This is a genomic window from Azospirillum thermophilum (genome assembly GCF_003130795.1).
Taxonomy (GTDB): Bacteria; Pseudomonadota; Alphaproteobacteria; order Azospirillales; family Azospirillaceae; genus Azospirillum; species Azospirillum thermophilum.
Map to the genome: position 1 here is coordinate 813,149 of NZ_CP029352.1, position 24,999 is coordinate 838,147.

A 24,999-nucleotide genomic window follows, 5' to 3' on the forward strand; every position below is an offset into this window, starting at 1 on the left:
AGCCCCGAGAGAAAGAGCAACCATGCCGGAGACCATTGCCGCGCCCCCGCCAGCACCGACTCCCCTTCCGCCCTCCGCGGCCGCCCCGGCCATCGTGGACGCGGCACAGCTTCTCAGCGGTGCAGGCGAGATCCTGATCCGGCACGCCGGGCAGCACTATCGCCTGCGCGTCACCCGCGCGAACAAGCTGATCCTGACCAAGTAAGCGCCAGCACCTCTTTTCCCAGACTATCGCCACAGCCAGCCAGCGGACCGCCGCGAGCCAGCCAGGGCATGTCGTCCACCGCTTCAGCCACGGACCCATACCCATGCCTGCCTATCGCCGCCGCCTGTTCCTGGCCGCCCTGCCGGCTGCCGCCCTGTTCGCCGGTAGCCTCTCCGCTCCGGCCGGCGCCGCCGAGGTTGCCGCCGCCGGGGAGATGCGGCTCGACACCATCAGCGTCACCGCGACCCGCAGTGAGAAATCCACCTTCGAGACGCCGCAGACCGTCACCGTCATCGACGAGCAGGAGCTGGATCGCCACACGGTCACCCGACCGTCCGACCTGACCCGCTACGAACCCGGCGTCGACGTCACCAATCAGCCTGCCCGGACGGGGTCCGGCGGCTTCACCATCCGCGGCATCGGCGACAACCGCGTGCGCATCCAGATCGACGGCGTGCGCGTTCCCGACTTTCCCGGCACCAACGCTCCGTCCGGCACCTATACCCGCGACTTCGTGGACATGGAGCTGCTGAAGCGGGTGGAGATCGTGCGCGGTCCGGCCTCCGCCCTCTACGGCAGCGACGCCATCGGCGGCGTCGTCGCCTTCGAGACGAAGGACCCCGACGATTATCTGAAGCGGGTCGGCAAGGATTGGACGGCCGTCATCAAGGGCGGCTACGACAGCGCCGACCGCAGCCTGTCGAAAACGCTGGTCGCCGCCGGCCGTGCCGCCTGGGCGGAGGGCATGGTGGCCTATACCCGCCGCGACGGCCACGCGCTGGGCACCAGCGGCTCCCTCTCGGCCAATCCGCAGGACACCGCCTCCAACAACGTGCTGGCGAAGCTGGTGCTGCGGCCGACCGGCGAGGACCGCGTCCGCTTCACCGTCGAATCCTTCGACAAGAAGGTGGAGACCGACGTGGTCAGCGACCGGTCCGCCACCGTCCTGGACAGCCGGGGCGAGGACCGGACGCGTCGCCTGCGGCTCAGCGTCGATCACACCCACACCGCACCGATCGGTTTCATCGACCAGCTCCAGTGGCGGCTCTTCACCACCCGCGTGACGCGGGACGAGGATACGACCCAGCTCCGCCGGTCAGGCACCGCGCTCGCGCGCCGTATCAGCAACTTCGACTATGAACAGTCGATCGTCGGGGGCGAGGTCCAGCTTTCCAGCACGGTCACGCTCTTCGGCCTGAAGAACAGCTTCACCTACGGCGCCACGCTGGAGCGGTCCAAGACCAAGCGGCCGCGCGACCGCTACGAGACCGCGCTGGCCACCGGGGCGGTCACCCGCAGTTTTTCCGGCGGTCCCGGCGTTCCGCCGGAAGCCTTCCCCAACAAGAACTTCCCGGACACCACCACGCTGCAAGGCGGCATCTACGTCCAGGATGAGATCGCCGCCGGCCGTCTGACGGTCACGCCGGCGCTGCGGCTCGACTATTACAAGATGACGCCGCATCCCGACGCGTCCTTCCTCAACACCAACATCCGGAACTTCCGGGTGGACGAGGTGTCGGATGTCGCGCTGTCGCCGAAGCTCGGCGCCACCTATGCCCTGACCGACGCGTTGACCGTCTACGGCCAGTATGCGCGGGGGTTCCGCAGCCCGCCCTATGACGACGCCAACATCGGCTTCACCAACGGCCCGTCCCGGTACGAGATCCTGCCCAACGCGAACCTGAAGGCGGAAAAGTCGGACGGGTTCGAGGCTGGGCTGCGCGGACGGTTCGCCGACGGCAGCAGCTTCGGCGTCAGCGCCTTCTACAACCTCTACAGCGATTTCATCGAAAGCCGGCAGATCGGCATCCGCAACGGCATCACCCAGTTCCAGGCGCGCAACATCGCCAATGTGGAGATCTGGGGCGTCGATGGCCGGGGCGAGTGGCGCTTCCTGCCGGAATGGGGCCTGTTCGGCAGCGCCGCCTTCGCACGGGGCGAGGACCGGGACACCGGCCTGCCCATCGACAGCGTGGCGCCGCTGACCGGAGTGCTGGGTGTGCGCTACGACCGGGCCGACGGCTGGGGGGCTGAACTGCTCGGCCGTGGCGCCACCCGGCACAGCCGGGTCTCCACCCCCGGCAATTTCCAGGCCCCCGGCTACGCGGTTGCCGACGCCAACATCTCCTACGAATGGGACCCGACGCTCTCGATCAATGCCGGCGTCTTCAACATCTTCGACCGCAAGACCTTCAACTACCGCGACGTCAGCGGGCTCGGCGCCAACCGGACGGACATCGACCGTTACGCCCGCCCCGGCCGGACCTTCGCGGTCAACGCAACCTTGCGCTGGTGAAGCGCGCCCGACAGCCAGCCTCACGCCAGCAGATGCAGCAATCCAGCAAGGACCATCAGACCATGCCCGACAGCGCCCTTCCCCACGGTGAGGATCTGCCGCTCGCCGACCGCATCGCCACCCTTCGCGACGCCGAGCCCCGCTTGCGCGCCCGCGACCTTGCCCGCCGCCTCGGCGTGTCGGAGGCGGAGTTCGTTGCAGCCGGCTGCGGCAACACGGCGGTCCGCCTCGTTCCGCGCTGGGCGGACCTGCTGCGCGGTCTGGAGGCGCTGGGTCCGGTGATGGCTCTGACCCGCAACGACCATGCCGTTCACGAGCGGCACGGCACCTACCGCAACATCGAGGTGAACGGCGCCCAGGCCCTGGTGCTGGACGAGGGGATCGACCTGCGCGTCTTCCTGTCGCGCTGGCACCATGGCTTCGCGGTGGCGGAAGGAACGGCCGACGATCCGCGGCTCAGCCTGCAGATCTTCGACGCGGATGGCAGCGCGGTCCACAAGGTCTACATCACCGGGCGCAGCGACCGCGCCGCCTACGAACGGCTGGTCCGCAGCTTCCGGGCGGAGGACCAGTCGACCGTTCTGGCCGTGGCGCCGAAGGCGACGCCCGCTGCCGACCCGCCGGACGAGTCGGTGGACGTGGCGGGATTCCGTACGGCGTGGGACGCGCTGCAGGACACCCACGACTTCTTCCCCATGCTGCGCAAGTTCGGGCTTGGCCGCACCCAGGCGCTGCGCCTCGGCGGCATCGAGCGGGCGAGGCCGGTGGCGCTCGACGCGCCGCGCCGGGTGCTGGAATCGGCCGCCGCCGGTCAGGTGCCGATCATGGTCTTCGTCGGCAGCCCCGGCGTGATCCAGATTCACACCGGCCCGGTCAACCGCATCGAGCCGGCCGGGCCGTGGATCAACGTCCTCGACCCGGACTTCAACCTGCATCTGCGCGAGGACAGCGTCGCCGGTGCCTGGGTGGTACGCAAGCCGACGCAGGACGGCGACGTGACCTCCGTCGAGCTGTTCGACGCCGATGGCGGCACCATCGCCCTGCTGTTCGGCAAGCGCAAGCCCGGCCAGCCCGAGGATCCGGCTTGGCGGGAACTCGTGGCGCCGCTGCCGGAGGGTGCCTGATGCGGCGGCCGGCGGTCCTGGCTCTGGCCCTCCTGCTGGCACTCGCGTCCGGAGCCGCAGCCGCGGCGGAGCGGATCGTGGCGCTCGGCGGCGTGGTGACGGAGACGGTGCATGCGCTGGGCCGCGGAGCGGAGCTGGTGGGGGTCGACCGGACCAGTCTCTATCCGGCCGAGGTGCAGGCTCTTCCCAAGGTCGGTTATGTCCGCACCCTGGCGGCCGAGGGCATCCTGTCGCTGCGGCCGACCCTGATCCTGGCCTCGGCCGACGCCGGCCCGCTCTCCACCATCGAGCAGCTCGAGCGGTCCGGCGTCCGCATGGTCCGCCTGCCGGAGGCGACGGAGGCCGCCGCGGCTCCCCGCCTGATCCGGACCATCGCCGCCGCGCTCGACCGCAAGGCCGAAGGAGAGGAGCTGGCAGGCCGGCTCGACCGCGACCTCTCCAGCCTCGCCGCCGAACGAGCCGTCCGTCCGCCCGGACCGAAGGTGCTGTTCGTGCTGGGCATCGGCAGCGGACCGCCGATGGTCGCCGGCAGCCACACGGCGGCCGAGGGGATCATCACGTTGGCCGGCGGGCGCAACGCCATCTCCGGATTCGAGGGCTACAAGCCCCTGTCGCCGGAGGCGGCGCTGGTCGCAGCTCCCGATCTGATACTGACCACCGATCAGTCGCTCGCCCAGCTCGGCGGCGCGCCCGCCCTGCTGGCGCGGCCGGAGCTGGCGGGAACGCCGGCGGCGCGCGCCGGACGGGTGGCGTCCTTCGATGCGCTCTATCTCCTGGGCTTCGGTCCGCGGACGGCCGATGCGGCGCTTGCCCTTGCCAAGGTGATGGCGGAGGGACCGCCGTGACCGCCATGGTCCTGATGTCCCACGGCTGTACGCGGCAGCGCCGGCGCACGGCCGTCCTGCTCCTGCTGGCGGCCACGACGCTGGCGGCGGCCTTCGCGTCGCTGCTGGTCGGCGCCCTGCCGATCGCACCCGCCAAGGTCTGGTCGATTCTGGCCGATGGGGCAGGGGACCTGGCGGAGCGGACAACCATTCTCGACCTGCGGCTTCCGCGCACGCTGCTCGGACTGCTGGTCGGCGCCAGTCTCGGCGTCGGCGGCGCGGCACTGCAGGGGCTGTTCCGCAATCCGCTGGCCGACCCGACCCTGGTCGGCGTGTCGAGCGGGGCGGCGCTCGCCACCGTCACCGCCATCGTGCTGGGGGATGTGGCGGTCGCCGCACTGCCGGCGCTCGCGCCCTGGATCGCCGGCCGCTGGTTCATCATGCTGTTCGCCTTCGGCGGCGCGATGGCGGCGGCGCTTTGCGTTCTCGGGCTGGGACGGGGCATGGCAACCTCCATGCTGCTGGCCGGCATCGGCATCAACGCGCTCTCCATGGCGGTCGTCGGTCTGCTGGTCTTCGCCAGCAACGACCGGCAGCTGCGCGACATCACCTTCTGGACCATGGGCAGCATCGGCGGCGCCGGCTGGCCGACCATCGCCGCGGTGGCGCCGGTCGTCCTTCTGGCGCTGCTGCTGATCCTGCCCTGTGCCCGCGGGCTCGACGCCCTGACGCTCGGCGAGCGGGAGGCCGGTCATCTGGGGGTGCCGGTGCAGCGGCTGGGGCTGACCGTGGTGGCGGGGGTGGCGCTGGCGGTAGGGGCCTCCGTCTCGGTCTCCGGCATCATCGGATTCGTCGGCCTGGTGGTGCCCCATCTCGTGCGGCTGTGCGCCGGGCCGGACCATCGGACGGTGCTCGCCGGTTCGGCCCTGCTGGGGGCGGCGCTGATGGTCGCGGCCGACTGCATCGCGCGGACCATCGTCGCCCCGGCGGAGCTGCCGGTCGGGGTGGTGACCGCCTTCATCGGGACGCCGGTCTTCCTCTGGCTGATCCGCCGCAAACGGAGCGATGCATGATCGAGGCGCAGGAGATCACCGTCCGCCACGGACACCGCCTCATACTGGACCGTGTCTGCGCCGTGGTCCGCCCCGGCCGGCTCCTCGCCATTCTCGGGCCGAACGGGGCGGGCAAATCGACGCTGCTCGGCATGCTGGCCGGGGAGACGGCGCCCTCCGGTGGAACGGTCCTGATCGGCGGCCGGCCCGCCGACGGCTGGAGCACCCGCGAGCTTGCCCGCTACCGGGCGGTGATGCCCCAGGCGGCCGGCGCCGATGCCGAGTTCCTGACGGAGGAGGTCGTGGCGCTCGGACGTCTGCCCTTCGCGCGCACGACCGCCGCGCTCGACGATGCACAGGCGGTGGCGGAGGCCATCGCCGCCGCCGGTGCGGGACCGCTGGCAGGGCGGCGCTATGGCGCGCTGTCGGGAGGCGAACGCCAGCGCGTGCAGTGGGCGCGCGTCCTAGCCCAGCTCTGGTCGCGCGATGCAGGACACGGCCGGGCCGTGCTGCTGGACGAGCCGACCAGCGCCATGGATTTGCGCCATCAGGGCGCCCTGCTGGCGGAGGCACGCCGGCTGGCCCGCCGGGGAGTCGCGGTCGCGGCTGTGCTGCACGACCTCAACCTCGCCGCGGCCCATGCCGACGACGTGCTGCTGCTGTCCGGCGGCCGGCTGGTGGCGTCCGGTCCGGCGGAGGATCTGCTGGCGCCGGAGCCGCTGTCCGCCTGCTACGGAGTCCCCGTCGAACGGCTGTGCCGGGCCGATGGGCGGCCGGTCTTCGCGACCGGCTGAGGGGCCTTGCCATGCCGCCGGACCCGCAATTTTCGTGCGGCGAAAGGACGCTTTGCGGAGGCGATGTGACGCGCGCCGCGACAGCCGCGGTGAAGCCCCCGCAAACCGTTGACAACCAACCCCCTCGCGGGTGCAATAGCGCGCGCGTTGAGGGCGTCGGGCGGTCTTGGCCGCGGTCCCTGGGCGTTGACGACAACCAAGGAACAGGTCGGGGGACTTCATGACGAAACGACTCGCTCTCAGCCTCATCGGCGCCGTTGCGGCTGTCGCGATCGCGGGGCCTGCTCTGGCTCAGGCCAAGAAGCCGGTCAACATCTACATCTGGAACGACTACCTCGGCGACAACACCCTGGCCGACTTCGGCAAGGCCACCGGATACGACACCAAGGTCGACCTCTACGACAGCCTGGAGTTGCTGGAGCAGAAGGTGCTGGTCGGCAAGTCCGGCTATGACGTGATCGTTCCGACCGCCGAGCCGACCCTGTCGCGCATGATCCAGGCGAAGGTCGTCGCCCCGCTCGACAAGTCGAAGATCCCGAACCTGAAGAACGTCGACCCGAAGGTCCTGAAGCTGCTGGAGAATTCCGACCCCGGCAACAAGTTCGCCGTGCCCTATCTCGGCGGCACCGTCGGCATCGCCATCATCCCGGAGAAGATCAAGGCCGTCGCCCCCGACGTCCCGCTCGACAGCTGGGACCTGATCTTCAAGCCGGAGGTGGCGAAGAAGGTCGCGGCCTGCGGCATCACCGTCATGGATTCGGCGATCGACGTGATCCCGTCGGTCCTCAACTACCTCGGTCTCGACCCGAACTCCGAGAAGAAGGAGGATCTGGACAAGGTCGAGAAGACGCTGATGGCCGTCCGCCCCTACATCAAGCAGTTCGTCACCGGCCAGAACATCAACATCCTGGCTGCCGGCGATGCCTGCGTGGTAATGGCCTACAACGGCGACGCCATCCAGGGCGCCGCCCGCGCCGCCGAAGCCAAGAGCGCCAAGGTCGAGTTCGTCACGCCGAAGGAAGGCGTCCAGGTGTGGTGGGACACCCTGGCGGTTCCGGCCGACGCGCCGAACAAGGACGGAGCCTACAGCTACATCAACTTCGTTCTTGATCCGGCCAACATGGCGGGGATCTCCAACAAGGTCAGCTATGCGAACGCCGTTCCGGCCTCGCTGGCGTCGATCGACCCGGAGATCAAGGGCAACCCGGCCATCTTCCTGCCGGAGGACAGCAAGGTGAAGCTGTTCTCGCTGAAGCAGGTGAAGCAGGCCACCGACCGTGCCCGCACCCGTGTCTGGACCAAGGTCAAGACCGGCAAGTAACCGCGATCCGATGACGTGCCGCCGCGCCCTGGTCGATCCTTGGATCGGCCGGGGCGTTGCATTAGGTGGCATTCCTGCAAGAGGACCCCGATGGCTGGCCAGCCGATTCGCAAGCCCGTGCGCCTGGACCCGTGGAGGGACCCGGAGCAGACCCCCTACGTTCGCATCGAGAAGGTGACGAAGCGGTTCGGCGATTTCGTCGCCGTGGACGAGGTCAGCCTGTCGATCTACCGCAACGAGTTCTTCGCCCTGCTGGGCGGCTCGGGCTCCGGCAAGACGACCCTGCTGCGCATGCTGGCAGGCTTCGAGCAGCCGACCGAGGGCAAGATCTTCATCGACGGCGTCGACATGGCGGGCATCCCGCCCTATGACCGGCCGGTCAACATGATGTTCCAATCCTACGCGCTGTTCCCCCACATGACGGTGGAGCAGAACGTCGCCTTCGGACTGAAGCAGGACCGGGTGCCGAAGGCCGAGATCCGCGAGCGGGTGGCGGAAATGCTTGCCATGGTGCAGCTCGCCCCCTTCGCCAAGCGCCGTCCGCACCAGCTCTCCGGCGGCCAGCGCCAGCGCGTGGCGCTGGCCCGCTCCCTGGTCAAGCGCCCCAAGCTGCTTCTGCTGGACGAGCCGCTCGGCGCGCTCGACAAGAAGCTGCGGGAGAAGACGCAGTTCGAGCTGGTGAACATCCAGGAAAAGCTGGGCGTCACCTTCGTGGTCGTGACCCACGACCAGGAAGAGGCGATGACCATGTCCAGCCGCATCGCGGTGATGAACCATGGCGTGATCGCCCAGGTCGGCACGCCGACCGAGATCTACGAATATCCGCAGTCGCGCTTCGTGGCGGAGTTCATCGGCTCCATCAACATGTTCAAGGGCGTGGTCCGCGAGGTCGAATCCGACCATGTGCTGATCGAGTCCGAGGAAGCCGGCTGCGAGCTCTACATCAACCAGGGCGTCCCCGTGCCGGTCGACACGCCGGTCTCGGTCGCCGTGCGGCCTGAGAAGATCGCGCTGTCCAAGGAGCCGCCGGACAGCAACGGCCGCAACACGGCCCGCGGCATCGTCCGCGAGATCGCCTATCTCGGCGACGTGTCGATCTTCCTGGTCGAACTGAACACCGGCAAGACGGTGCGGGTGACCGCGCCCAACGTGCTGCGCCGTACCGACATGCCGATCACCTGGGAGGACGAGGTGTATCTGACCTGGCGTCCCTTTGCCGGCGTGGTGCTGCTGCAATGACGAAACTCGCCCATCTCCTGCACCGGGTCGGTCTGTGGGGCCGCGGGGTCGTGGTCGCCGTTCCGTATCTCTGGCTGCTGCTGTTCTTCCTGGTGCCGTTTCTCATCGTGTTCGGCATCAGCTTCTCCGAATCCATCATCGCCCAGCCGCCCTACGCGCCGCTGTTCGACTGGCTGCGCGACGAGGAAGCCGGCACGACCAAGCTGCAGGTTCTGCTGAACCTGACCAATTACCTGCGGCTGCTGGGCGACGACCTCTACCTGCTGGCCTACCTGAACTCGGTCAGGATCGCGCTGGTCACGACGCTGCTCTGCCTGCTGATCGGCTATCCGATGGCCTATGCCATCGCCAAGGCCGACCCGGCACGTCGCGGCCCGCTGATGATGCTGGTGATCCTGCCCTTCTGGACCAGCTTCCTGATCCGCATCTATGCCTGGATCGGCATCCTGAAGTCGAACGGGGTGATCAGCAACCTGCTGGAGTGGCTGGGCATCACCGCCGGTCCGGTCGAGATCCTCTATTCGGACTGGGCCGTCTACATCGGCATGACCTACTGCTATCTGCCCTTCATGGTGCTGCCGCTCTATTCCACGCTGGAGAAGATGGACCCGACCCTGCTGGAGGCGGCGGCCGACCTCGGCTGCCGTCCATTCAAGGCCTTCCTGACGGTGACGCTGCCGCTGTCCATTCCCGGCATCGTCGCCGGTTCGCTGCTGGTCTTCATCCCGGCGGTCGGCGAGTTCGTGACGCCGGAACTGCTCGGCGGGCCGGACACGCTGATGATCGGGCGCGTCCTGTGGAACGAGTTCTTCGCCAACCGCGACTGGCCGGTGGCCTCGGCGGTGGCGATCGCGCTGCTGCTGTTCCTGGTGGTGCCGATCATGGTGTTCCAGCATGTGCAGGGCAAGCAGGCGGAGGCTGATCGATGAAACGGATGGGCTCGCTCGCCTGGGCGCTGTGGTTCGGCTACGCCTTCCTTTACGTGCCGATCGCGCTTCTTGTGCTCTACTCCTTCAACGAATCGCGCCTGGTCACGGTGTGGAGCGGCTTCTCGACCAAATGGTATGTCGAGCTGTTCCATAACGAAGCCCTGCTGGAGGCGGCCGGCCTGTCGCTGGAGGTGGCCGCGGTGTCGGCGACCTTCTCCGTCATCCTCGGCACCATTGCCGGCTTGGCGCTTGCCCGTTTCGGGCGGTTTCGCGGGCGGACGCTGTTCGGTGGCATGATCACCGCCCCGCTGGTGATGCCGGAGGTGATCACCGGCCTGTCCCTGCTGCTGCTGTTCGTCGCCATGGAGCAGATGATCGGCTGGCCGGACGGTCGCGGCGTCACCACGATCACCATCGCCCACACCACCTTCACCATGGCCTATGTGGCCGTCATCATCCAGTCGCGTCTGGTCAGCATGGACGGCAGCCTGGAGGAGGCGGCGATGGACCTGGGCGCCCGCCCGGCGAAGGTCTTCTTCGTCATCACGCTGCCGATCATCCTGCCGGCGATCGTCTCCGGCTGGCTGCTGGCCTTCACCCTGTCGCTGGACGACGTGGTGGTGGCGAGCTTCGTCTCCGGCCCCGGATCCACGACGCTGCCGATGGTCATCTTCTCCAGTGTGAAGTTCGGCATCAGCCCACAGATCAATGCTTTGGCAACCTTGATGGTTCTGGTCGTGGCGACCGGAATCTTCATCGCGAGCATCGTCCTGGCGCGGCAGGAAAGGCAGAAAAAACGCGACGAGCAGATGGCGATACAGATGGGATAAGCCTTCGGTGTTGCTGGCGGCGGCGGTCCCTCTGCTGCCGCCGGTAGCGCGGAAGAACGGCATCTGCTATCATGGCTTCATCGACAACAGCGAATGAGGCCGTATCATGTTGGCCGTCCTATGGTTCCCGATCCTGCGACTTGGTTTTGCGAACACCTTTTCCCTGGGCCGCGCTCCGCGCCCCTACAGCTATCGCCCGCCGTCCGGCCGCTGACCTTCGCCTCCACGGCGGCCCCTCCGCGCCACGCCGGCGCGCTTTCGGCGACATCCCCTGATCGCACGCTTCCTGTACCGAAGACAGCCCCGGTTGCCAAACCCGGCGACCCGTGGTTAGGGTGAAACGGAGGAGCGGGGTCGACCCTCTCCACGAACAACCGATCCAGGCCAGCGTTCAAAGGCCATCAATCTGGGGGTGGGGGACCGAGGCATGACGATCACGCCGGCCGCGCAGGGCTTTTACATGCCGGGCGAATGGGCCCGCCACACCGGCTGTTGGATGGCTTGGCCGTGCCGGCCGGAGACTTGGCCGGAAGGCGCTTTCGACGGCGCCTGCGAGGCCTATGCCGAAGTGGCACGCTCGATCGCCCGGTTCGAGCCCGTGACCATGGTCTGCGATCCCGCCGACGTGGCGGAGGCATCCCTTGCCTGCGGGCCGGGTGTCCAGATCCTGTCTCTGCCGATCAGCGATTCCTGGATCCGCGACACCGGCCCCAGCTTCGTCATCGACGGCAAGGGCGGGCTGGCCGGCGTCCATTGGCGCTTCAACGCCTGGGGCGGCAACTATCCGGAGTGCGAAGAGGACCAGAAGGTCGGCGGACTGCTCCTCGACCATCTGAGCCTTCCGGCCTTCTCCGCGCCGCTGGTGATGGAAGGGGGCTCCTTCCATGTCGATGGCGAAGGCACCCTGTTGACCACCGAGCAGTGCCTGCTGAACCCCAACCGCAATCCGGGCTTGAGCCGCGAAGAGATCGAACGGCAGCTCAAGGACCATCTCGGCGTTTCCACCATCATCTGGCTGGGGGAGGGGTACCAGGATGACGAGACCGACGGCCATATCGACGAGATCGCTCTGTTCGTCCGCCCCGGCGTCGTGATGGCGATCACCACCGACGATCCGGGTGACGCGAACTTCAAGGCTTTCCAGGACAATCTCGACCGGTTGAAGCGCGCCCGCGACGCGCGGGGGCGGGAACTCGAGGTGATCGAGGTGCGGCAGCCCGCCCGCCGTGACGAGAACGGCGTCCGTCTGACGCTCTCCTACACGAACCTCTACATCGCCAATGGCGGGATCGTCATGCCGGCCTTCGAAGACCCGGCCGACGATGAGGCCTATCGTACCGTCCGCAAAGCCTTCCCTGATCGCGAGGTCGTCCAGGTCCCGGCGCTCGACATCGTGCGCGGCGGCGGTGGCATCCACTGCATCACCCAGCAGCAGCCGGAACCGTAAGGTCCGGCCTCTCTCCCGCTTTCCCCAACCCATCCGACCTGACCCGTTCGGTGCCGATGCGCGCCGCGATGCCTGTCGCCTTTGTCGTATTGTATAGGACAACAACTTGACCTATACGTAAGAAAAAAGCATCAAACAGGGAGGATGGAATGGTTGCGGTGCAAGATTATGACCCTCTGCCATTCGAAAATACCAAGACGGTGGCGGATGGCAGCCGGCCTCACAAGGAGCGCGAACGCTCTCTGGCGACCGTCTTGCCACCGCAGGGCGATGGCGCCGCCGAAGCCCTGCGGGAACGCAAGCGCCTGCTCCTGAAGAGCGTCGGGGCGACGACGGTTCCGACCATCGGTGCCGTCGTTCTGGTGCTGGGCGCCTTCTGGGGGCGGGTAGCTCCTGCGGCGATCCTTGGCTGGGCAGCCGTGACGCTGGCCGTTGCGCTCTTCCGCTTCGCGGTGATCCGCCGGGCCCGCGGTCGGGCTGGCGAGGCGGATGTGCTGGAGACCGCCCATCGCCGGACGATGATCGGCACGGGCCTTGCCGGTCTGATGTGGATTGTCGGCGTCCCGCTCTTCGCGGGCGGCGGGTCGGACGGAATGGTACTGGCCTTCCTCTATCTGATCCTGTGCTGTGCCGGGACCATCTCGCTGTCGGTCTACCGGCCGGCGTTCCTGCTGTTCGTGCCGGGAATCATGGGGACGTTGATCGTTACCTTCACGGTGCGCGCCGCGACGGATCCGGCCGACCTTGCCAGTTCGTCCGCCGTTGCCGTCGCGCTCACGCTGATGACGGTGGTGCTGTTCCGGCTTGCCCGCCAGACCGATGAACAGCTCGGCCAATCGTTGGCGCTGAACCATCAGAACGCCGGGTTGGTGGCGGATCTCACCGCGAGCCAGAGCCGGACGGAGGAGGAGACGCGCCGCCAGATCCGCCGGCGGGAGGAGTTGGAGCGGCTGGCCCTGGAGTTCGAGCGCGACGTCTCCGGGATCATGGCCGATGCCGATGGAGCGGGCAGCGACCTGATCGAGCGGGCCGAGCGCGCCCGCCGCGCAACCTCGGACACGCTCGCCGACGCCGGGGCCGTCGCCTCCGGCGTCGCCGCGGTGGCGGAGCGTATCGCCGAACTCACCGCCATGGCCGCCCGTCTGTCCCAGTCGATGACGACCGTCAGCGGCGAGGTTGCCGGCGCAGCCGACATTGCCCGCGAGGCCGTCGATGGCCTCGACCGCACCAACGAGACGATGGGAGCGATGACCGAGGCATCGCATCGCATCGGGGAGATCGTCTCGCTGATCGCGGTGATCGCTCGGCAGACGAACCTGCTCGCCCTCAATGCGACCATCGAGGCGACGCGGGCCGGGGAAGCGGGAAAGGGCTTCGCCGTGGTCGCGGCGGAGGTAAAGAACCTGGCCGACCAGACGGAGCGGGCGTCGCGCGAGGTCACAGCCCATCTTGGTCATATTCAGGCGATCACCGCCGAGGCGGCGCAGGCGATCAACGGTATCGGCACCACCGTCTACCGGATCAACGAGATCGCCGAGAACGTCGTCCGCAGCGTCCACGGCCAGGAAGGCCTCACCGCGTCCATTGGACGGGACCTGCAGCGGATCGCGGGTGAGGCCGCAGAGGTCGGCGGCACCGTTTCCCGCCTGGACCGCGCCGTAACCGAGGCGACGCGCGCCGCCGACGCCATGACGGGATCAGCCGGCACGCTGGCGGCGATGGCGGGCGAGACGATGACACGGATCCGCAGTTTCCTGGTTGGGGTGAAGCGGCTTCAGTAGCCGGGAAAATTTTGCCGGGCGCCCCTTGTAAGCCCTCTTTCGCGGGCGTACTCTCTTAATATGCAGTTCAATCCGACCATAGCCCCGCAGATGGCGAAGCCGATCCCGCCGGTCACCCCGGCGGCTCAGCTTGCTCTGTCGCCCGCGGTGCAGGCGGCCCAGCAGACGACTCAGACGGTCCGGACGCAGACGCTCCAGGCACCGCAGGCAGCCGGCAAGTCGGAACAGTCACGCGATACCCGCAGCAGCACACAAAACGGCCAGTCGCTGGATACGCAAGCCGCTGCAGTGACCGCCAGCGTGAACAACCGCGGCTATGGCTTGCGCCAGCGCGGTTCGCTGCTGGACGTCTCCGTCTGACCTCACGACACTGATTTCGGCCGGATCAAGGACAGCCGGATTGCCCCATTCCCAGAAGTGGCTTAGCCCGCTACGAATGCTGCTTGCTTTTGGAAAAGTTGGCTGGGGCGCCAGGATTCCCAGCCAGACGGCGTGGTGTTCTCCTGAAACCCGCATGAATCCTGGATTCCGGGCGGCTCGGTTCCGGATGTGGGTCCGCGGTGTGGGGCAGTCAAGCGTACAGTTTGTGGGACAGCGTGGAGCTGGCCTGCGCACAGCATCAGCCGCACGCTGTGCTTGGGCGCTGAGGCCAGCATGCAAGCAGGCTGCTCGCTGGCTGGCCGCGTAAACGGGCCGTCAAGGCGGGTTTGCTCGGGGTCAGCCGGAGATCATCTTCAGCCTTCCCCGGTAATGCACTATAGACCCACCACCGGAAACGGGAGCTATGCGGGAAACTGGGTGACGGTCTGGTCAGGCGGCGTTCTGTGACGCGGGCTCGGTGACCTCGATGCCGTTGCGGAATGTGACGCCCTGGATCACCTTGGGCAACTGGTTTTCGCCTTGCAGGCGGCGCCAAGTCTTGGCGGCGGCGGTGATCAGCTTGAAGACCATCAGCTTGGCGGTTTCCTGCGACAGCGCCCCTTTGGTGCGAACGGTCCGGTGGCGGACGGTAGCGAACACGCTTTCAATGGGATTGGTGGTCCGGATGTGGTCCCAGTGCTCGGCGGGGAAGTCATAGAAGGCGAGCAGCGCCTCGCGGTCCTTGGTCAAGCACTCGACCGCCTTGGCGTGCTTGGCCGCATACTTCTTTGCGAACGTCGCCAGGGCGGTTTGCGCCGTCTCCCGATCCGGGGCCATCCAGATCTCGCGCAGGTCCTGCTTCATCGCGGGCTGCACGGACTTGGCCACCTTGTTGGGAACATTGTTCGTTTTGTGTTGCCAGCAGCGCTGATGCCGGGTGGTCGGGAAGACCGCCTCCAGCGCCTTCCAGAAGCCCAGCGCTCCGTCGGCGACGGCGAGTTCGGGGGCGATGGGGACTGTCAGGAATTCCGTGTACGGGCCGGTTGTGATCAGGTGAGCGAGAAGCGGTCCTCGAACAGGATGGCGAGCTGGGCTTTCGCCATGCCCCACTCGCGTGGTGGCATCTTCCAGTCTTTGGAGACTTGGTTCAAGACCAGGAACAGCGGCTTCAGCGCGCTGTCGTCGGTGGGGAAGTGGCCGCGGGTGCGCACTGCCCGGCGCAGCTTCGCGTTCAGGGCCTCAATGGCGTTTGTTGTGTACACGATCCGACGCACGTCATCGGGGAATGCGAAGAACGGGATCACCGCCGCCCAGTTGCGCCGCCAGGCCAGGGCGATCGCCGGGTACTTGGTGCCCCAAGGGCTGGCGGCGAACGCTTCCAGGGCCCGCTCGCCAGCGTCCGCGTCGGTGGCCCGGTAAACCTCCTTCAGCGCCGCTGCGACCGCCCTGCGCTCCTTCCAGGACACGAACTCCAGTGATCCGCGGATGAGGTGAACAATGCAGGTCTGCACCTGGGCCTGCGGAAACACCGCGGTGATCGCCTCGGGAAAGCCCTTGAGGCCATCGACGACGGCAATCAGCACATCCTCCACGCCGCGGTTCTTCAGCTCGCTCATCACCCGCAGCCAGAACTTGGCGCCCTCGGTCTGCTCGATCCACAGGCCTAGCACCTCCTTGGTGCCGTCGGGCCGCACGCCGAGCGCGACGTGGACGGCCTTGTTGCGCACCGTGCCCTCGTCGCGCACCTTGACGCGCAGCGCGTCGAAGAAGACCAGCGGGTACAGCGGCTCCAGCGGGCGCTCCTGCCAGGCCGCCACCTCCTCCAGCACGGCGTCGGTGACGGCGCTGACCAGGTCGGGCGAGACCTCGATGCCGTACAGCTCGCGCAGGTGCCCCTGGATCTCGCGCACGCTCATGCCGCGGGCGTACATCGAGACGATCTTCTCGTCGAAGCCCGGGAAGCGGCGCTGGTACTTGGCGATCAGCTGCGGGTCGAAGGTGCCGAGCCGGTCGCGCGGCACCTCAAGGGCGATCTTGCCGGTGTCGGTGAGCACCGTCTTGCGCCCATACCCGTTGCGGCTGTTGGAGCGGCCATCCGGTTCGCCGCTGTCCAGGTGGTGGTCGATCTCGGCGTTCAGCGCCCGCTCGGCAAGCGCCTTCTTCAGCTCATCGCGCAGGCCGTCCTTGGCGAAGGCACTCTTCGGATCGGCGCCGGCGAGCAATTGATCAAGCAGCGCGTCCGGAATGCTGGGCTGTTTGCGCCGTGCCATGCGGGGCCTCCTTCGGTCCCGAAGTTATGGCCCGTACACGAAATTTCAGACAGTCCCGGGCGATGGTCAGCCCGCGGGCTTGGATGTCGATCAGCAGCTCACGCCAGCTCTGGGCGCTTTCGCGCACGCCGACCTGGAAGCCGACCAACTCCTTTCTTCCCTCCGGGGTGGCGCCGATGATCACCAGCATGCATTCGGCGACCGGTTCCATGCGGGCCTGCAGATAGACGCCGTCGGCCCAGACGTAGACGTACCGCCGGGCCGACAAGTCGCGCTTTTGCCAACGCGCGTAGCCGGTCGCCCAGTCCTCCTTCAGCCGGCCGATCACGGCCGGCGACAGGTTTGATCTTGCCCCGGTTGGGTGGACACAGGTTCACGCAGATCTTAGCTCGGCCTGTTCGGGGGTGATGTATCCGATGGCCGAGTGGGCGCGTTGGCGATTGTAGTAGGTTTCGATGTAGGCGAACACCTCCCGGCGCGCCTGGTCGCGGGTTTCGAACCGAGTACGATGGACCAACTCGACCTTGAGAGTGTGGAAGAAGCTCTCCATGGGAGCATTATCGTAGCAGCAGCCCTTGCGCGACATGGATTGCCGCATCCCGGCCGCCTGCAACAGGTCCCGGTAATCCCGGGAGGCATACTGACTGCCGCGATCGGAATGCTGGATGAGGCCCACGGCTGGCCGTTGACGCTGGATGGCCATGACCAGGGCGGAGGTGGCGAGTTCGGCGCGCATATGGTCGCGCATCGCCCATCCAACGATCTTCCGGGTCGCCAAGTCGAGGAGAGCCGCCAGATACAGCCAGCCTTCAGCGGTGGGCAGGTAGGTGATGTCGGCAAGCCAGACCCGGTTGGGCTCGGCTACCTGGAAGGCCTGGCCCAGCAGATCGGGAGCGACTGGCAGGCCATGGCGGCTGTCGGTCGTGACGGGCCGGAACCGGCGTGCGGCGGCACCCCGGATGCCGTGCCGGCGCATCAGACGCGCCACCCGGCCCCGGCTGGCGGCGACGCCCTCCGCGCGGAGGGCTGCATGCACGCGCGGGCTGCCATAGCGGCCATGGTGGTGACCATGAACGCGTCGGACCTCGACCAGAAGCTGTCGGTTGGCGGCGGCCCGCTGGCTTTCCGGCCGCCCACGCCACGCGTAGTAACCGCTGGCGGACACCTCGAGCACCGAGCACATAAGCCGGGTCGGGAACTCGTCCCGGTGGTCCTCAATGAAGCGGAACCTCATCTCAGTGTTTCCGAGAAGATGCTGATGGCCTTTTTTAAAATGTCGCGTTCCTGCCGGACGCGCTCCAGCTCGCGTCGCAGCCTCGCGATCTCCGCCGTCTGCTCATCCGGCTTGGCCGGCATGGCCGTGTCGGATACGGCAGGGGAACCAGACCGTGGGCGCGGCGGGTGGCCTTGGGCTACCCGCCGCCAGTTCCGCAGCACCGAGGCCTGCAGGCCCAACTCCCGCGCCACATGCTCCAGGGGCCGACCGCTCGCTTCCAGCAGGGCAACAGCCTCACGCTTGAACTCGTCCGTGAAGGATCGCCTCGTCTTCGTCATCAGACACCTTCCCGCTCCACTCGGAGCTTAGCTGAGATGTCCACCGAACCGAGGCAAGATCAATCCGGCGGGCGAAGGCGTCGATGACGAAGGCCACGTAGACGAAACCCTGCCACGTCGCGACATACGTGAAATCGGCCACCCACAAGGCGTTCGGGTGGGGCGCCTGGAACTGGCGGTTCACCCGGTCAGCGGGGCACGGCGCCGCCCGGTCGCTGATCGTGGTGCGCACCGCCTTGCCGCGCGTCGCTCCCTTCAGGTCCATCTGCCGCATCAGCCGGGCCACCGTGCAGCGCGCCACGTCGAGCCCTTCCCGCCGCAACTGCCGCCAGATCTTCCGGACCCCGTAGACTGTAGCTGCTGAGCGGATGCTCCTCAAAAGCGCTGGCCGAAAATTCCTCAGTCCGGCGTGACAGCCCGGTGCCGGGGCATGCCCCGGCACCGGGCGCCAACCACCGATATCCCGTACTGGCACGAGGCCATGCTGGAGGTGTCGGTGGTCACCCTTGGGGAGCTTGTCATGATCCTGGACCTCGCCCGGCAGGGGCTGTCCGTCTCCGCCATCGCCCGCCGCACCGGCCGCGACCGCAAGACGGTCCGCAAGTACATCGAACGCGGTCTCGAGCCGCCCGCCTACAAACCACGCCAACCCGCCCCCTCGCTCCTGCGCCCCTTCGAGGCTTACCTGCGCGAGCGCGTCGCACGCTTTCCTGAACTCACCGGGCGACGCCTCTGGCGCGAGGTCCGCGACCTCGGCTTCACCGGCGGCTACTCCACCGTCACTGAGTTCCTGCGCACCGTCCGCCCGCCACCCGACCTCACCTTCGAGCGCCGCTTCGAGACGCCGACCGGCAAGCAGGCGCAGGTGGACTTCGCCTTCTTCAAGACCACCTTCACCGACGAGCCGGGGGCCGAGCGCGTGGTCTGGCTCTTCTCCCTGGTGCTCGGCCACAGCCGCATGATGTGGGGCCGCTTCGTCCCGCGTCAGGACCTCGCCACCGTGCTGCGCTGCCACGTCGCCGCCTTCGACGCGCTTGGCGGCGTGCCCGAGCAGATCCTCTATGACCGCATGAAGACCGCCGTCCTGGGCGAGGTCGACGAGAAGGGCATCGCCTACAACGCCAAGCTTCTGGCGCTGGCGGCGCACTACGGCTTCCTGCCGAAGGCCTGCAAGCCGTACCGGGCGAAGACCAAGGGCAAGGTCGAGCGGCCGTTCCGCTACGTGCGCGAGGACTTCTTCCTGGCCCGCAGTTTCCGCAGCATTGACGACCTCAACGCCCAGTTCGCCCAGTGGCTCGACCAGGTGGCCAACCGCCGGGTGCACGGCACCACCGGCCGCATCGTCGCCGAGCACTTCGCCGAGGAGCGCCTCGCCCTCAAGCCGCTGCCGGCCGGCCCCTACACCGCCGTGCTCGGTCTCGACCGGCGGATCACCAAGGACGGCATGGTCTCCGTCGGCGGCAACCTGTACTCGGTGCCCGACGGCACCCGGCGCCGCAGCGTCGAGGTGCAGCTCACCGCCAACGAGGTGCACATCCTGGAGGATGGCCGCCTCATCGCCGCCCATCCCGTCCAGGAAGGCCGGGGCAAGCGCCGCATCGCCGAGGGCCACCGCACCCTGCCGCCCCCGTCCAACAGCACCACACCGCGCCAGGGGGTGGCGCCTCCACCATCCACGTCCGACGTCGTGACGCCGCGCTCGCTGGCCATCTACGACGCCATCGCCCGGCGCCTCGCCGACGGGGAGGTGGCGCGATGAGCACGGGAGCCGCCTCCACCCTCGATCGCATCCGCCACCACCTCGTCGGCCTCAAGATGCCACGCGCGCTCGAAGTGCTGGAGCACCTGCTGCGCCAGCTCGAACGCGGCGAGATCTCCGCCCTGGAGGCCATCGACGCCCTGCTCGACGCCGAGTTGAGCCTGCGCGAGGGGCGTCGGGTCAAGACGGCGCTGAAGATGAGCCGCCTGCTCGACATCAAGACGCTGGCTGGCTTCGACTTCTCCTTCCAGCCCTCACTCGACCGCAACCGCATCCTGACCCTGGCGCAGCTCGACTTCATCGACCGCCACGAGGTGGTGCACTTCCTCGGCCAGCCGGGTTGCGGCAAGACGCACCTGGCGATCGCCCTGGGCGTCGAGGCGGTGAAGGCGGGACGGAGCGTCTACTTCACCACGCTGGCCGACCTGGTCAGCTCGCTGTCCAAAGCGGAGCGGGAGGGCAGCCTGCGCGAGCGGATCCGCTTCCTGTGCCGGCCCCAGCTGCTGGTGGTGGACGAGATCGGCTATCTGCCGGTGATCGCCGGCGGCGGCAACCTGTTCTTCCAGCTGGTCAACGCCCGTTACGAGCGCGGCGCCATGATCCTGACCTCCAACCGCGGCTTCTCGGAGTGGAGCGAGGTGTTCGGCGACACCGTGGTTGCCACGGCGTTGCTGGACCGGTTGCTGCACCACGCCGTCGTCGTGCGGATCGAAGGCGCCAGTTACCGGCTGCGTCGGCATGCTGATCTGATCCCCGACCCCTTCACCGCCCGCCCGGCGGTTCAGCCCGCTGCCGCTGCTCCTCGGCGCCGCGGCCGGCCACCCAAACATCGCCCGACAGAAGTCGCCGCCAACCCGTGAACCGCCGGATTAACTGGGGAATTTTCGTCCAGCCGTTTTGAGGAAGCCCCGTTCAGCATTGACATAGACCTGGAAGTTCGCATCCCAGACCCGTCGGATAGCCCCGCTCAGCTCGGCATCGCTTCGCGAGCGGGCCGGCGCCTTGGACGGATCGGCCCGCCGCGCGGCGTGGGCGTGGTAGGTGGACGGGGCGATCGGCAGCACCCTGCAGATCGGCTCGACCCCGTGGACGGCGCGGTGCGCGTCGATGAAGGCGATCATTTCCGAAACGGGCGGTCGAGCTCCGCCTGGGCGAAATACGCCGACGCCTTGCGCAGGATCTCGTTCGCCTGGCGCAGTTCCCGGACCTCGCGCTCCAGTGCCTTGATCCGCTCGCGCTCGTCCGTCGTCGGGCCGGGCCGCTTGCCCTGGTCACGCTCGGCCTGCCGGACCCAGCCCCGCAGCGTCTCGGGATTGCAGCCGATCTTCGCCGCGATCGAGCTGATCGCCGCCCACTGCGAGGCGTGCTCCCCTTGATGCTCGAACACCATGCGCACCGCGCGCTCGCGGACTTCGGGGGCGTATTTGGGTGATGCCTGTTTCGTCATGATGACCCCATCCTCTCAGGAAATGGGGCCTCCGGAAAACCCGGCGCGGTTCACGTGTTCGCCACCGTGCGGCACCGGACCTTCCGCACCAAGGGGGCACTGTCGCAGGAGACCGCCAAGCTGATGGTGTTTAAGCTGATCACCGCCGCGGCAAAAACCTGGCGCCGCCTCCAGGGCGAAAACCTGTTGCCCAAGGTGATCCACGGCGTCACATTCCGCGACGGTGTCGAGGTCACCGAAGCCGCGACACAGAGCGCCGCCTGATCGGCCCGTCACCCAATCTCCCGCATAGCTCCACCCGGTGCGGTTCAGGTACGCTCTCCCCTGAAAGCCGGCCGCCGCAAGATAGTGCCCGCACCGGTAGACGTCCATAGGCGACCGCGCCCCTTGGCGGTGTGGTAGAGCGATTCCGGAAGCGCCAAAAAACATGTTCGCGATGCCACGCCGGGTGGCATGGAACCATGCCGACGGGACCGGCCTCAGACCGATGCCGTCTGGATGACGTCACTCGGCCGTCGCTTCGGCGCTCAACCCCGCCCGCCGGAACATCTCCGGCAGGTATACGGGGCCGCCATCATCCAGGAACAGGACATGGTGATCCTCCATGTCCGCCTTGGTCATCTTCCACTTCCGGCTCATCTCAGCCACGTCGGTGCCGGGTACCGCGAGGATGAAGGCATGCAGGCGGACCTTGGGATCGTTGCGTTCCCGCTCCTCCTGCTTGATGGTCTTGTAGAACTTGATCTTATCATCCTCGACGGCGAACTGGCGGATACCCTTCGGATCGACGAACAGGATGTCCTGCGAGCCGTCCGGATGGCAGACCCAGACGATGAAGTCGGGCTGATAATTGCCCGCTTCGAAGAAGGAAACGCCACGCCCGCCGCTGATGTTGCGCAGGCAATAGACCTCGCAACCGGCCAGGACCGGCGGGTTGCGGTCGCAATAGTCCATGAGATCGATCACGAAACGCCACTCGCCGGGATTGAGGGCGGCCGGCGTCACCTCGATGGTGTTGCCGGTGAAATGGACCAGCGGCTGGAACAGGTGACGGCCGAACCTCACCGCCTGCAACGTCTTGCCCGGATCGGTGCGCAGGCGGCCGGAGACAATGAACGCCTTCAACTCCGAGATCCGCGCCCGCGCCTGTGGATCGTCGCGGCGGATGCGGAAGCGGTAGTCGCGGATGCTCGGGTCGGTCTCGTCCACCGGGGCATAGCACCGGTGCGGGCCTTCGAACGCGTTCTTGGCGTAGAGGTAGAAATGCTCCGTGTAGCGGCGCAACAGGGCCAGCGCGATGTCGCGGATCGCCGGCAGGCCGTCGAGGTCGTCCAGCGCCAGCTCGGCCGGGGGCGCGTAGAGCAGGTACCAGTCGCTCCGCCCCAGCAGTTCGGCCACTACCGGACGCGGGATGTTCAGGTTGAACCAGCCGCGTTCGGCCTTGAACCGCTCCAGCTCGAACCACAGCGCGTCGAGGTCCAGCAGATGCACGGCCTCCTTGGGCAGAACGGTGCGTTCCCACACCGCCTCCACCCCATCGCCGGCCACACCGCGCGAGCGCAGCGCGGCGATGCGCGGGTACCAGTTCAGCACCACCGGGTGCTTGCGCAGCGGATCGTCCGGATCGCCAGCCTGCGGCGGGGCCAGCGTCGGGATGCGGGCCAGCTTGCGGAAGGCGGCGCCGAACTCCGTCCGCACCCCGTCGATCTCGTCGGCGACGCGCAGCGTCTTCAGGCCGGCGGGGAACGGGTTCGCCCGCACCACCGGGACCACCAGCTCCTCCGTCTCCGACTCCTTGGTGATCTGCTCCTCGTCCAGATAGTCGGCGAAGGCCTGCATGTAGCTGGCGCGGATGCCGAAGACGTTGAGCGTCTCCAACTCCGCCAGGTAAGGCGGGGCGGGTGGCTTCTCCAGCCCGACGATCTCGCGGGTGCGCTTCAGGCAGTCGTTCAGCCCCCTCAGGCGCACTCCCCGCCCGAAGAGCTGGATGACCTGAGCACCCTCCGATTTGCCCAGGTTCATCAGCCCCATGGTGCTGACCCGCCAGGACGACCAGCCTTCGGTGAACTTGCGCGAGCCGACCAGCAGGGTGACTGTGCTGCCCGGCCGGTTGATGCCGGCGAACAGCGAGGGGGCGGAGCCGACGGTTTCCTCCGCCCGGTCCAGTTGGCCGGCGGTCTCCGCCGCCTCGAACTGGTCGAACAGCCCCTTGGGATCGCCGACGTTGACGACGCCGAAGGCGGGGTTGACGCCGACATGCAGCGCCAGCTCCTGCGGTCCCTTGCGGTAGACGACGCGCAGCGGGTTGGCCGCCGTAGTGCCGGCGTCGGGCGCGTTGAACAGTAACGCCAGGATCCGGCAGTAGATCGCCTCGGCCCCCAGCCCCATGTCGTGCAGGGCGTCGAACCTCCGGCCGAACAGGTCCTGTCGCTTGGCGTTGACCAGACCCTTCTGCAGGATGCCATCGATCCGCCGAACCATCTCCGCCGCGCGGCCGGTGAAGCGGGCGAGGAATTCCACCACCCGGACGACGTCGGCCGCCTCCTCCTTCTCCGCCTTCTTGCCCGTGACGGTGGCGCCGACGAACACCCACAGCGGGCGGGCGATGTTGAAGGGCTTCAGCGCCTCGCGGTTGCGCTCGTACAGCTCCATCTGCTGGAAGAAGGCCATAAGGCAGCCGACCAGATAGCTGTCCAGATGCGGCCCCTTCTCGGTATCCTCGTCCAGGTTCAGGATGGAATAGTCCTTGCCGAACCCATCACCGTAGAAATAGCGGTAGGAGTAGTTGACCAGGATCGCCTTGGCGTACAGGTCGGTCAGCCTCGGGCTTTCGGAGATCGCCTGCTGGAAGGTGGCGGAGTATTCGAAGCTGAAGCCATCGCGGCACAGGCGTTCGCGGAAATCCAGCCACACGCCCTCGTCGCCGCGTCCGAGGCCACGGTGCCCCTCGTCCACCAGCACCAGGTTGGTGCCTTCGAAGGTGTCCACCGACACGGTCTTGCGGCCGTCCTTCTCGCGCAGCTTGTGGATGGCGATGATCTCCACCGCGTTGCCGCGGAACAGCGTCATGCCCTCGCGGCTGTAGATCTCCGACTGAATGCCGGCCTGTTCCATCTCCTCATGGTGCTGCGCCGACAGACCGTCATTGGGAGTCAGCAGCACGACGTGGTCCGGCGCCTTGTGCCCCTCGCGGTCCAGATAGAACTGGAACTGCAGGATGTTGGCGTGCATCAGCAGGGTCTTGCCAGCGCCCGTGGCGCACCACAGCGCCAGCTTGTTGAGCTGCAGTTTGGCGGGCAGCAGCGGTTCGAACGGCTCGATCCGGTTGGCCGAGCCGACGCGGGCGTTGAAATCGGCGATCCAGCCGTTCAGGTCGGCCTTCAGCGCCTCCGCGTCCTCGAAATAGCGGTCCAGGTAATGTTCGATGAACATCAGGCTCAGCCACTGGAAATGCTTCCAGCGGATGGCCGGCTGCTGGCGGATCTCGCGGCGCTGGTTCAGGCGGGCGGTCAGCCGCACGATGTTCTGGTCGTAGGCGCGCAGCCGCTCCTCCGCCAGCTTCAGCTTGGGCCCCTGGAGGCGCAGCAGCAGGTCGAGGAAATGATGCTCCCCGTTGCTGTCCAGCCCCTCGTATCGCTCGTCGCGCAGGGGTTTGGTCAGTTCCTCCAGGCTGGAGGCGCCGAAGCGGTCCAGCATCCATTGCGCCACCGCCAGCCGGTCGGAGAAGCGGACCGTCGGTTTCGCCTTCTTCAAGGGTGCCATCGTTC

Annotated in this window: 18 protein-coding genes, 5 pseudogenes and 1 other annotated feature; of the genes and pseudogenes, 16 read left to right on the forward strand and 7 right to left on the reverse strand. The window is 67.6% G+C overall.

The features are described from left to right. The first annotated feature begins 22 nt into the window (after window positions 1–22). From hemP to DEW08_RS03725, 13 genes are all read left to right on the forward strand, one after another. Window positions 23–205: a hemin uptake protein HemP gene (gene hemP, locus DEW08_RS03665; protein ID WP_109324567.1), complete on the forward strand. Its 183-nt coding sequence runs from the start codon at window positions 23–25 to the stop codon at window positions 203–205. A gap of 103 nt (window positions 206–308) precedes the next feature. Next, window positions 309–2,501 (forward strand): TonB-dependent hemoglobin/transferrin/lactoferrin family receptor, encoded by a 2,193-nt coding sequence (locus tag DEW08_RS03670; protein ID WP_109324570.1) that lies wholly within the window; start codon window positions 309–311, stop codon window positions 2,499–2,501. Between the two features lie 62 nt (window positions 2,502–2,563). Further along, window positions 2,564–3,625 carry a hemin-degrading factor gene (locus DEW08_RS03675; protein WP_109325258.1) on the forward strand — a complete coding sequence of 354 codons (1,062 nt, stop codon included), beginning with the start codon at window positions 2,564–2,566 and terminating at the stop codon, window positions 3,623–3,625. After that, a complete protein-coding gene (locus DEW08_RS03680) occupies window positions 3,625–4,470 on the forward strand; it encodes a heme/hemin ABC transporter substrate-binding protein (RefSeq protein ID WP_109324572.1) in 846 nt (281 codons plus the stop codon). The genes DEW08_RS03675 and DEW08_RS03680 overlap by 1 nt, the downstream gene beginning before the upstream one ends. 5 nt (window positions 4,471–4,475) lie before the next feature. Further along, entirely contained in the window at window positions 4,476–5,522 is a 1,047-nt protein-coding gene (locus DEW08_RS03685; protein WP_245986138.1) for a FecCD family ABC transporter permease, read from the forward strand. Then, complete coding sequence (locus DEW08_RS03690; RefSeq protein WP_109324573.1) at window positions 5,519–6,295, forward strand: heme ABC transporter ATP-binding protein; 777 nt, start codon at window positions 5,519–5,521, stop codon at window positions 6,293–6,295. The genes DEW08_RS03685 and DEW08_RS03690 overlap by 4 nt, the downstream gene beginning before the upstream one ends. Window positions 6,296–6,515: 220 nt before the next feature. Beyond that, on the forward strand, window positions 6,516–7,616 hold the full coding sequence (locus tag DEW08_RS03695) for an extracellular solute-binding protein (protein ID WP_109324574.1): 1,101 nt from the start codon (window positions 6,516–6,518) through the stop codon (window positions 7,614–7,616). A 90-nt stretch (window positions 7,617–7,706) separates the two neighbouring features. After that, a complete protein-coding gene (locus DEW08_RS03700; protein WP_109324576.1) occupies window positions 7,707–8,855 on the forward strand; it encodes an ABC transporter ATP-binding protein in 1,149 nt (382 codons plus the stop codon). Continuing rightward, window positions 8,852–9,784 (forward strand): ABC transporter permease subunit, encoded by a 933-nt coding sequence (locus DEW08_RS03705; protein ID WP_109324577.1) that lies wholly within the window; start codon window positions 8,852–8,854, stop codon window positions 9,782–9,784. Before DEW08_RS03700 ends, DEW08_RS03705 begins: the two co-directional genes overlap by 4 nt. Continuing rightward, window positions 9,781–10,614, forward strand: a complete 834-nt coding sequence (locus DEW08_RS03710) for an ABC transporter permease subunit (RefSeq protein ID WP_109324578.1) — start codon at window positions 9,781–9,783, stop codon at window positions 10,612–10,614. The genes DEW08_RS03705 and DEW08_RS03710 overlap by 4 nt, the downstream gene beginning before the upstream one ends. A gap of 427 nt (window positions 10,615–11,041) precedes the next feature. Continuing rightward, window positions 11,042–12,061 carry an agmatine deiminase family protein gene (locus tag DEW08_RS03715; protein ID WP_109324579.1) on the forward strand — a complete coding sequence of 340 codons (1,020 nt, stop codon included), beginning with the start codon at window positions 11,042–11,044 and terminating at the stop codon, window positions 12,059–12,061. Between the two features lie 149 nt (window positions 12,062–12,210). Then, complete coding sequence (locus tag DEW08_RS03720; RefSeq protein WP_109324584.1) at window positions 12,211–13,842, forward strand: methyl-accepting chemotaxis protein; 1,632 nt, start codon at window positions 12,211–12,213, stop codon at window positions 13,840–13,842. Between the two features lie 60 nt (window positions 13,843–13,902). After that, window positions 13,903–14,202, forward strand: coding sequence for a hypothetical protein (locus DEW08_RS03725; RefSeq protein WP_245985912.1), 300 nt, complete (start codon window positions 13,903–13,905; stop codon window positions 14,200–14,202). A gap of 450 nt (window positions 14,203–14,652) precedes the next feature. Here the strand turns inward: DEW08_RS03725 and DEW08_RS03730 are convergent. From DEW08_RS03730 to DEW08_RS03750, 5 genes and pseudogenes are all read right to left on the reverse strand, one after another. Then, window positions 14,653–15,213: pseudogene (locus DEW08_RS03730) on the reverse strand (IS256 family transposase); the annotation flags it as partial. A gap of 38 nt (window positions 15,214–15,251) precedes the next feature. After that, window positions 15,252–16,472, reverse strand: coding sequence for an IS256 family transposase (locus DEW08_RS03735; RefSeq protein WP_109324585.1), 1,221 nt, complete (start codon window positions 16,470–16,472; stop codon window positions 15,252–15,254). 58 nt (window positions 16,473–16,530) lie between these two features. Then, window positions 16,531–16,815 (reverse strand): annotated as a pseudogene (locus DEW08_RS03740) (transposase); the annotation flags it as partial. Between the two features lie 30 nt (window positions 16,816–16,845). Next, window positions 16,846–18,026, reverse strand: a protein-coding gene (locus DEW08_RS03745) for an IS3 family transposase (protein ID WP_109324518.1) whose coding sequence is annotated in 2 segments (ribosomal slippage) — window positions 16,846–17,732 and window positions 17,732–18,026 — 1,182 coding nt in all. Because the reading frame shifts where the segments join, the coding sequence is not laid out codon by codon here. A gap of 61 nt (window positions 18,027–18,087) precedes the next feature. Continuing rightward, window positions 18,088–18,378: pseudogene (locus DEW08_RS03750) on the reverse strand (IS3 family transposase); the annotation flags it as partial. 144 nt (window positions 18,379–18,522) lie between these two features. Between DEW08_RS03750 and istA the strand changes: the two are divergent. Together istA and istB are read left to right on the forward strand one after the other, a co-directional pair. Continuing rightward, window positions 18,523–19,785: an IS21 family transposase gene (istA, locus tag DEW08_RS03755; RefSeq protein WP_109325261.1), complete on the forward strand. Its 1,263-nt coding sequence runs from the start codon at window positions 18,523–18,525 to the stop codon at window positions 19,783–19,785. Then, complete coding sequence (istB, locus tag DEW08_RS03760) at window positions 19,782–20,645, forward strand: IS21-like element helper ATPase IstB (protein WP_109324589.1); 864 nt, start codon at window positions 19,782–19,784, stop codon at window positions 20,643–20,645. The genes istA and istB overlap by 4 nt, the downstream gene beginning before the upstream one ends. 63 nt (window positions 20,646–20,708) lie before the next feature. Here istB and DEW08_RS03765 read toward each other — a convergent pair. Further along, window positions 20,709–21,232, reverse strand: a pseudogene (locus DEW08_RS03765) (transposase); the annotation flags it as partial. Beyond that, window positions 20,832–20,948: a sequence feature (AL1L pseudoknot), on the reverse strand. It overlaps the preceding pseudogene by 117 nt. A 54-nt stretch (window positions 21,233–21,286) precedes the next feature. Between DEW08_RS03765 and DEW08_RS03775 the strand changes: the two are divergent. Next, window positions 21,287–21,496, forward strand: a pseudogene (locus tag DEW08_RS03775) (IS256 family transposase); the annotation flags it as partial. A gap of 240 nt (window positions 21,497–21,736) precedes the next feature. Here the strand turns inward: DEW08_RS03775 and DEW08_RS03780 are convergent. Further along, the gene (locus tag DEW08_RS03780) at window positions 21,737–24,994 is read right to left on the reverse strand and encodes a DEAD/DEAH box helicase family protein (protein ID WP_109324590.1); all 3,258 of its coding nucleotides are present in this window, start codon (window positions 24,992–24,994) and stop codon (window positions 21,737–21,739) included. Between the last annotated feature and the right edge of the window lie 5 nt (window positions 24,995–24,999).

Coding starts and splice junctions, on each gene's coding strand:
- DEW08_RS03720 (WP_109324584.1), top strand. CDS start 12,211: ATGGTTGCGGTGCAAGATTATGACCCTCTGCCATTCGAAAATACCAAG.
- DEW08_RS03725 (WP_245985912.1), top strand. CDS start 13,903: ATGCAGTTCAATCCGACCATAGCCCCGCAGATGGCGAAGCCGATCCCG.
- DEW08_RS03675 (WP_109325258.1), top strand. CDS start 2,564: ATGCCCGACAGCGCCCTTCCCCACGGTGAGGATCTGCCGCTCGCCGAC.
- DEW08_RS03735 (WP_109324585.1), bottom strand. CDS start 16,472: ATGGCACGGCGCAAACAGCCCAGCATTCCGGACGCGCTGCTTGATCAA.
- istB (WP_109324589.1), top strand. CDS start 19,782: ATGAGCACGGGAGCCGCCTCCACCCTCGATCGCATCCGCCACCACCTC.
- DEW08_RS03710 (WP_109324578.1), top strand. CDS start 9,781: ATGAAACGGATGGGCTCGCTCGCCTGGGCGCTGTGGTTCGGCTACGCC.
- DEW08_RS03715 (WP_109324579.1), top strand. CDS start 11,042: ATGACGATCACGCCGGCCGCGCAGGGCTTTTACATGCCGGGCGAATGG.
- hemP (WP_109324567.1), top strand. CDS start 23: ATGCCGGAGACCATTGCCGCGCCCCCGCCAGCACCGACTCCCCTTCCG.
- DEW08_RS03685 (WP_245986138.1), top strand. CDS start 4,476: ATGGTCCTGATGTCCCACGGCTGTACGCGGCAGCGCCGGCGCACGGCC.
- DEW08_RS03695 (WP_109324574.1), top strand. CDS start 6,516: ATGACGAAACGACTCGCTCTCAGCCTCATCGGCGCCGTTGCGGCTGTC.
- DEW08_RS03670 (WP_109324570.1), top strand. CDS start 309: ATGCCTGCCTATCGCCGCCGCCTGTTCCTGGCCGCCCTGCCGGCTGCC.
- DEW08_RS03780 (WP_109324590.1), bottom strand. CDS start 24,994: ATGGCACCCTTGAAGAAGGCGAAACCGACGGTCCGCTTCTCCGACCGG.
- DEW08_RS03705 (WP_109324577.1), top strand. CDS start 8,852: ATGACGAAACTCGCCCATCTCCTGCACCGGGTCGGTCTGTGGGGCCGC.
- DEW08_RS03690 (WP_109324573.1), top strand. CDS start 5,519: ATGATCGAGGCGCAGGAGATCACCGTCCGCCACGGACACCGCCTCATA.
- DEW08_RS03680 (WP_109324572.1), top strand. CDS start 3,625: ATGCGGCGGCCGGCGGTCCTGGCTCTGGCCCTCCTGCTGGCACTCGCG.
- DEW08_RS03700 (WP_109324576.1), top strand. CDS start 7,707: ATGGCTGGCCAGCCGATTCGCAAGCCCGTGCGCCTGGACCCGTGGAGG.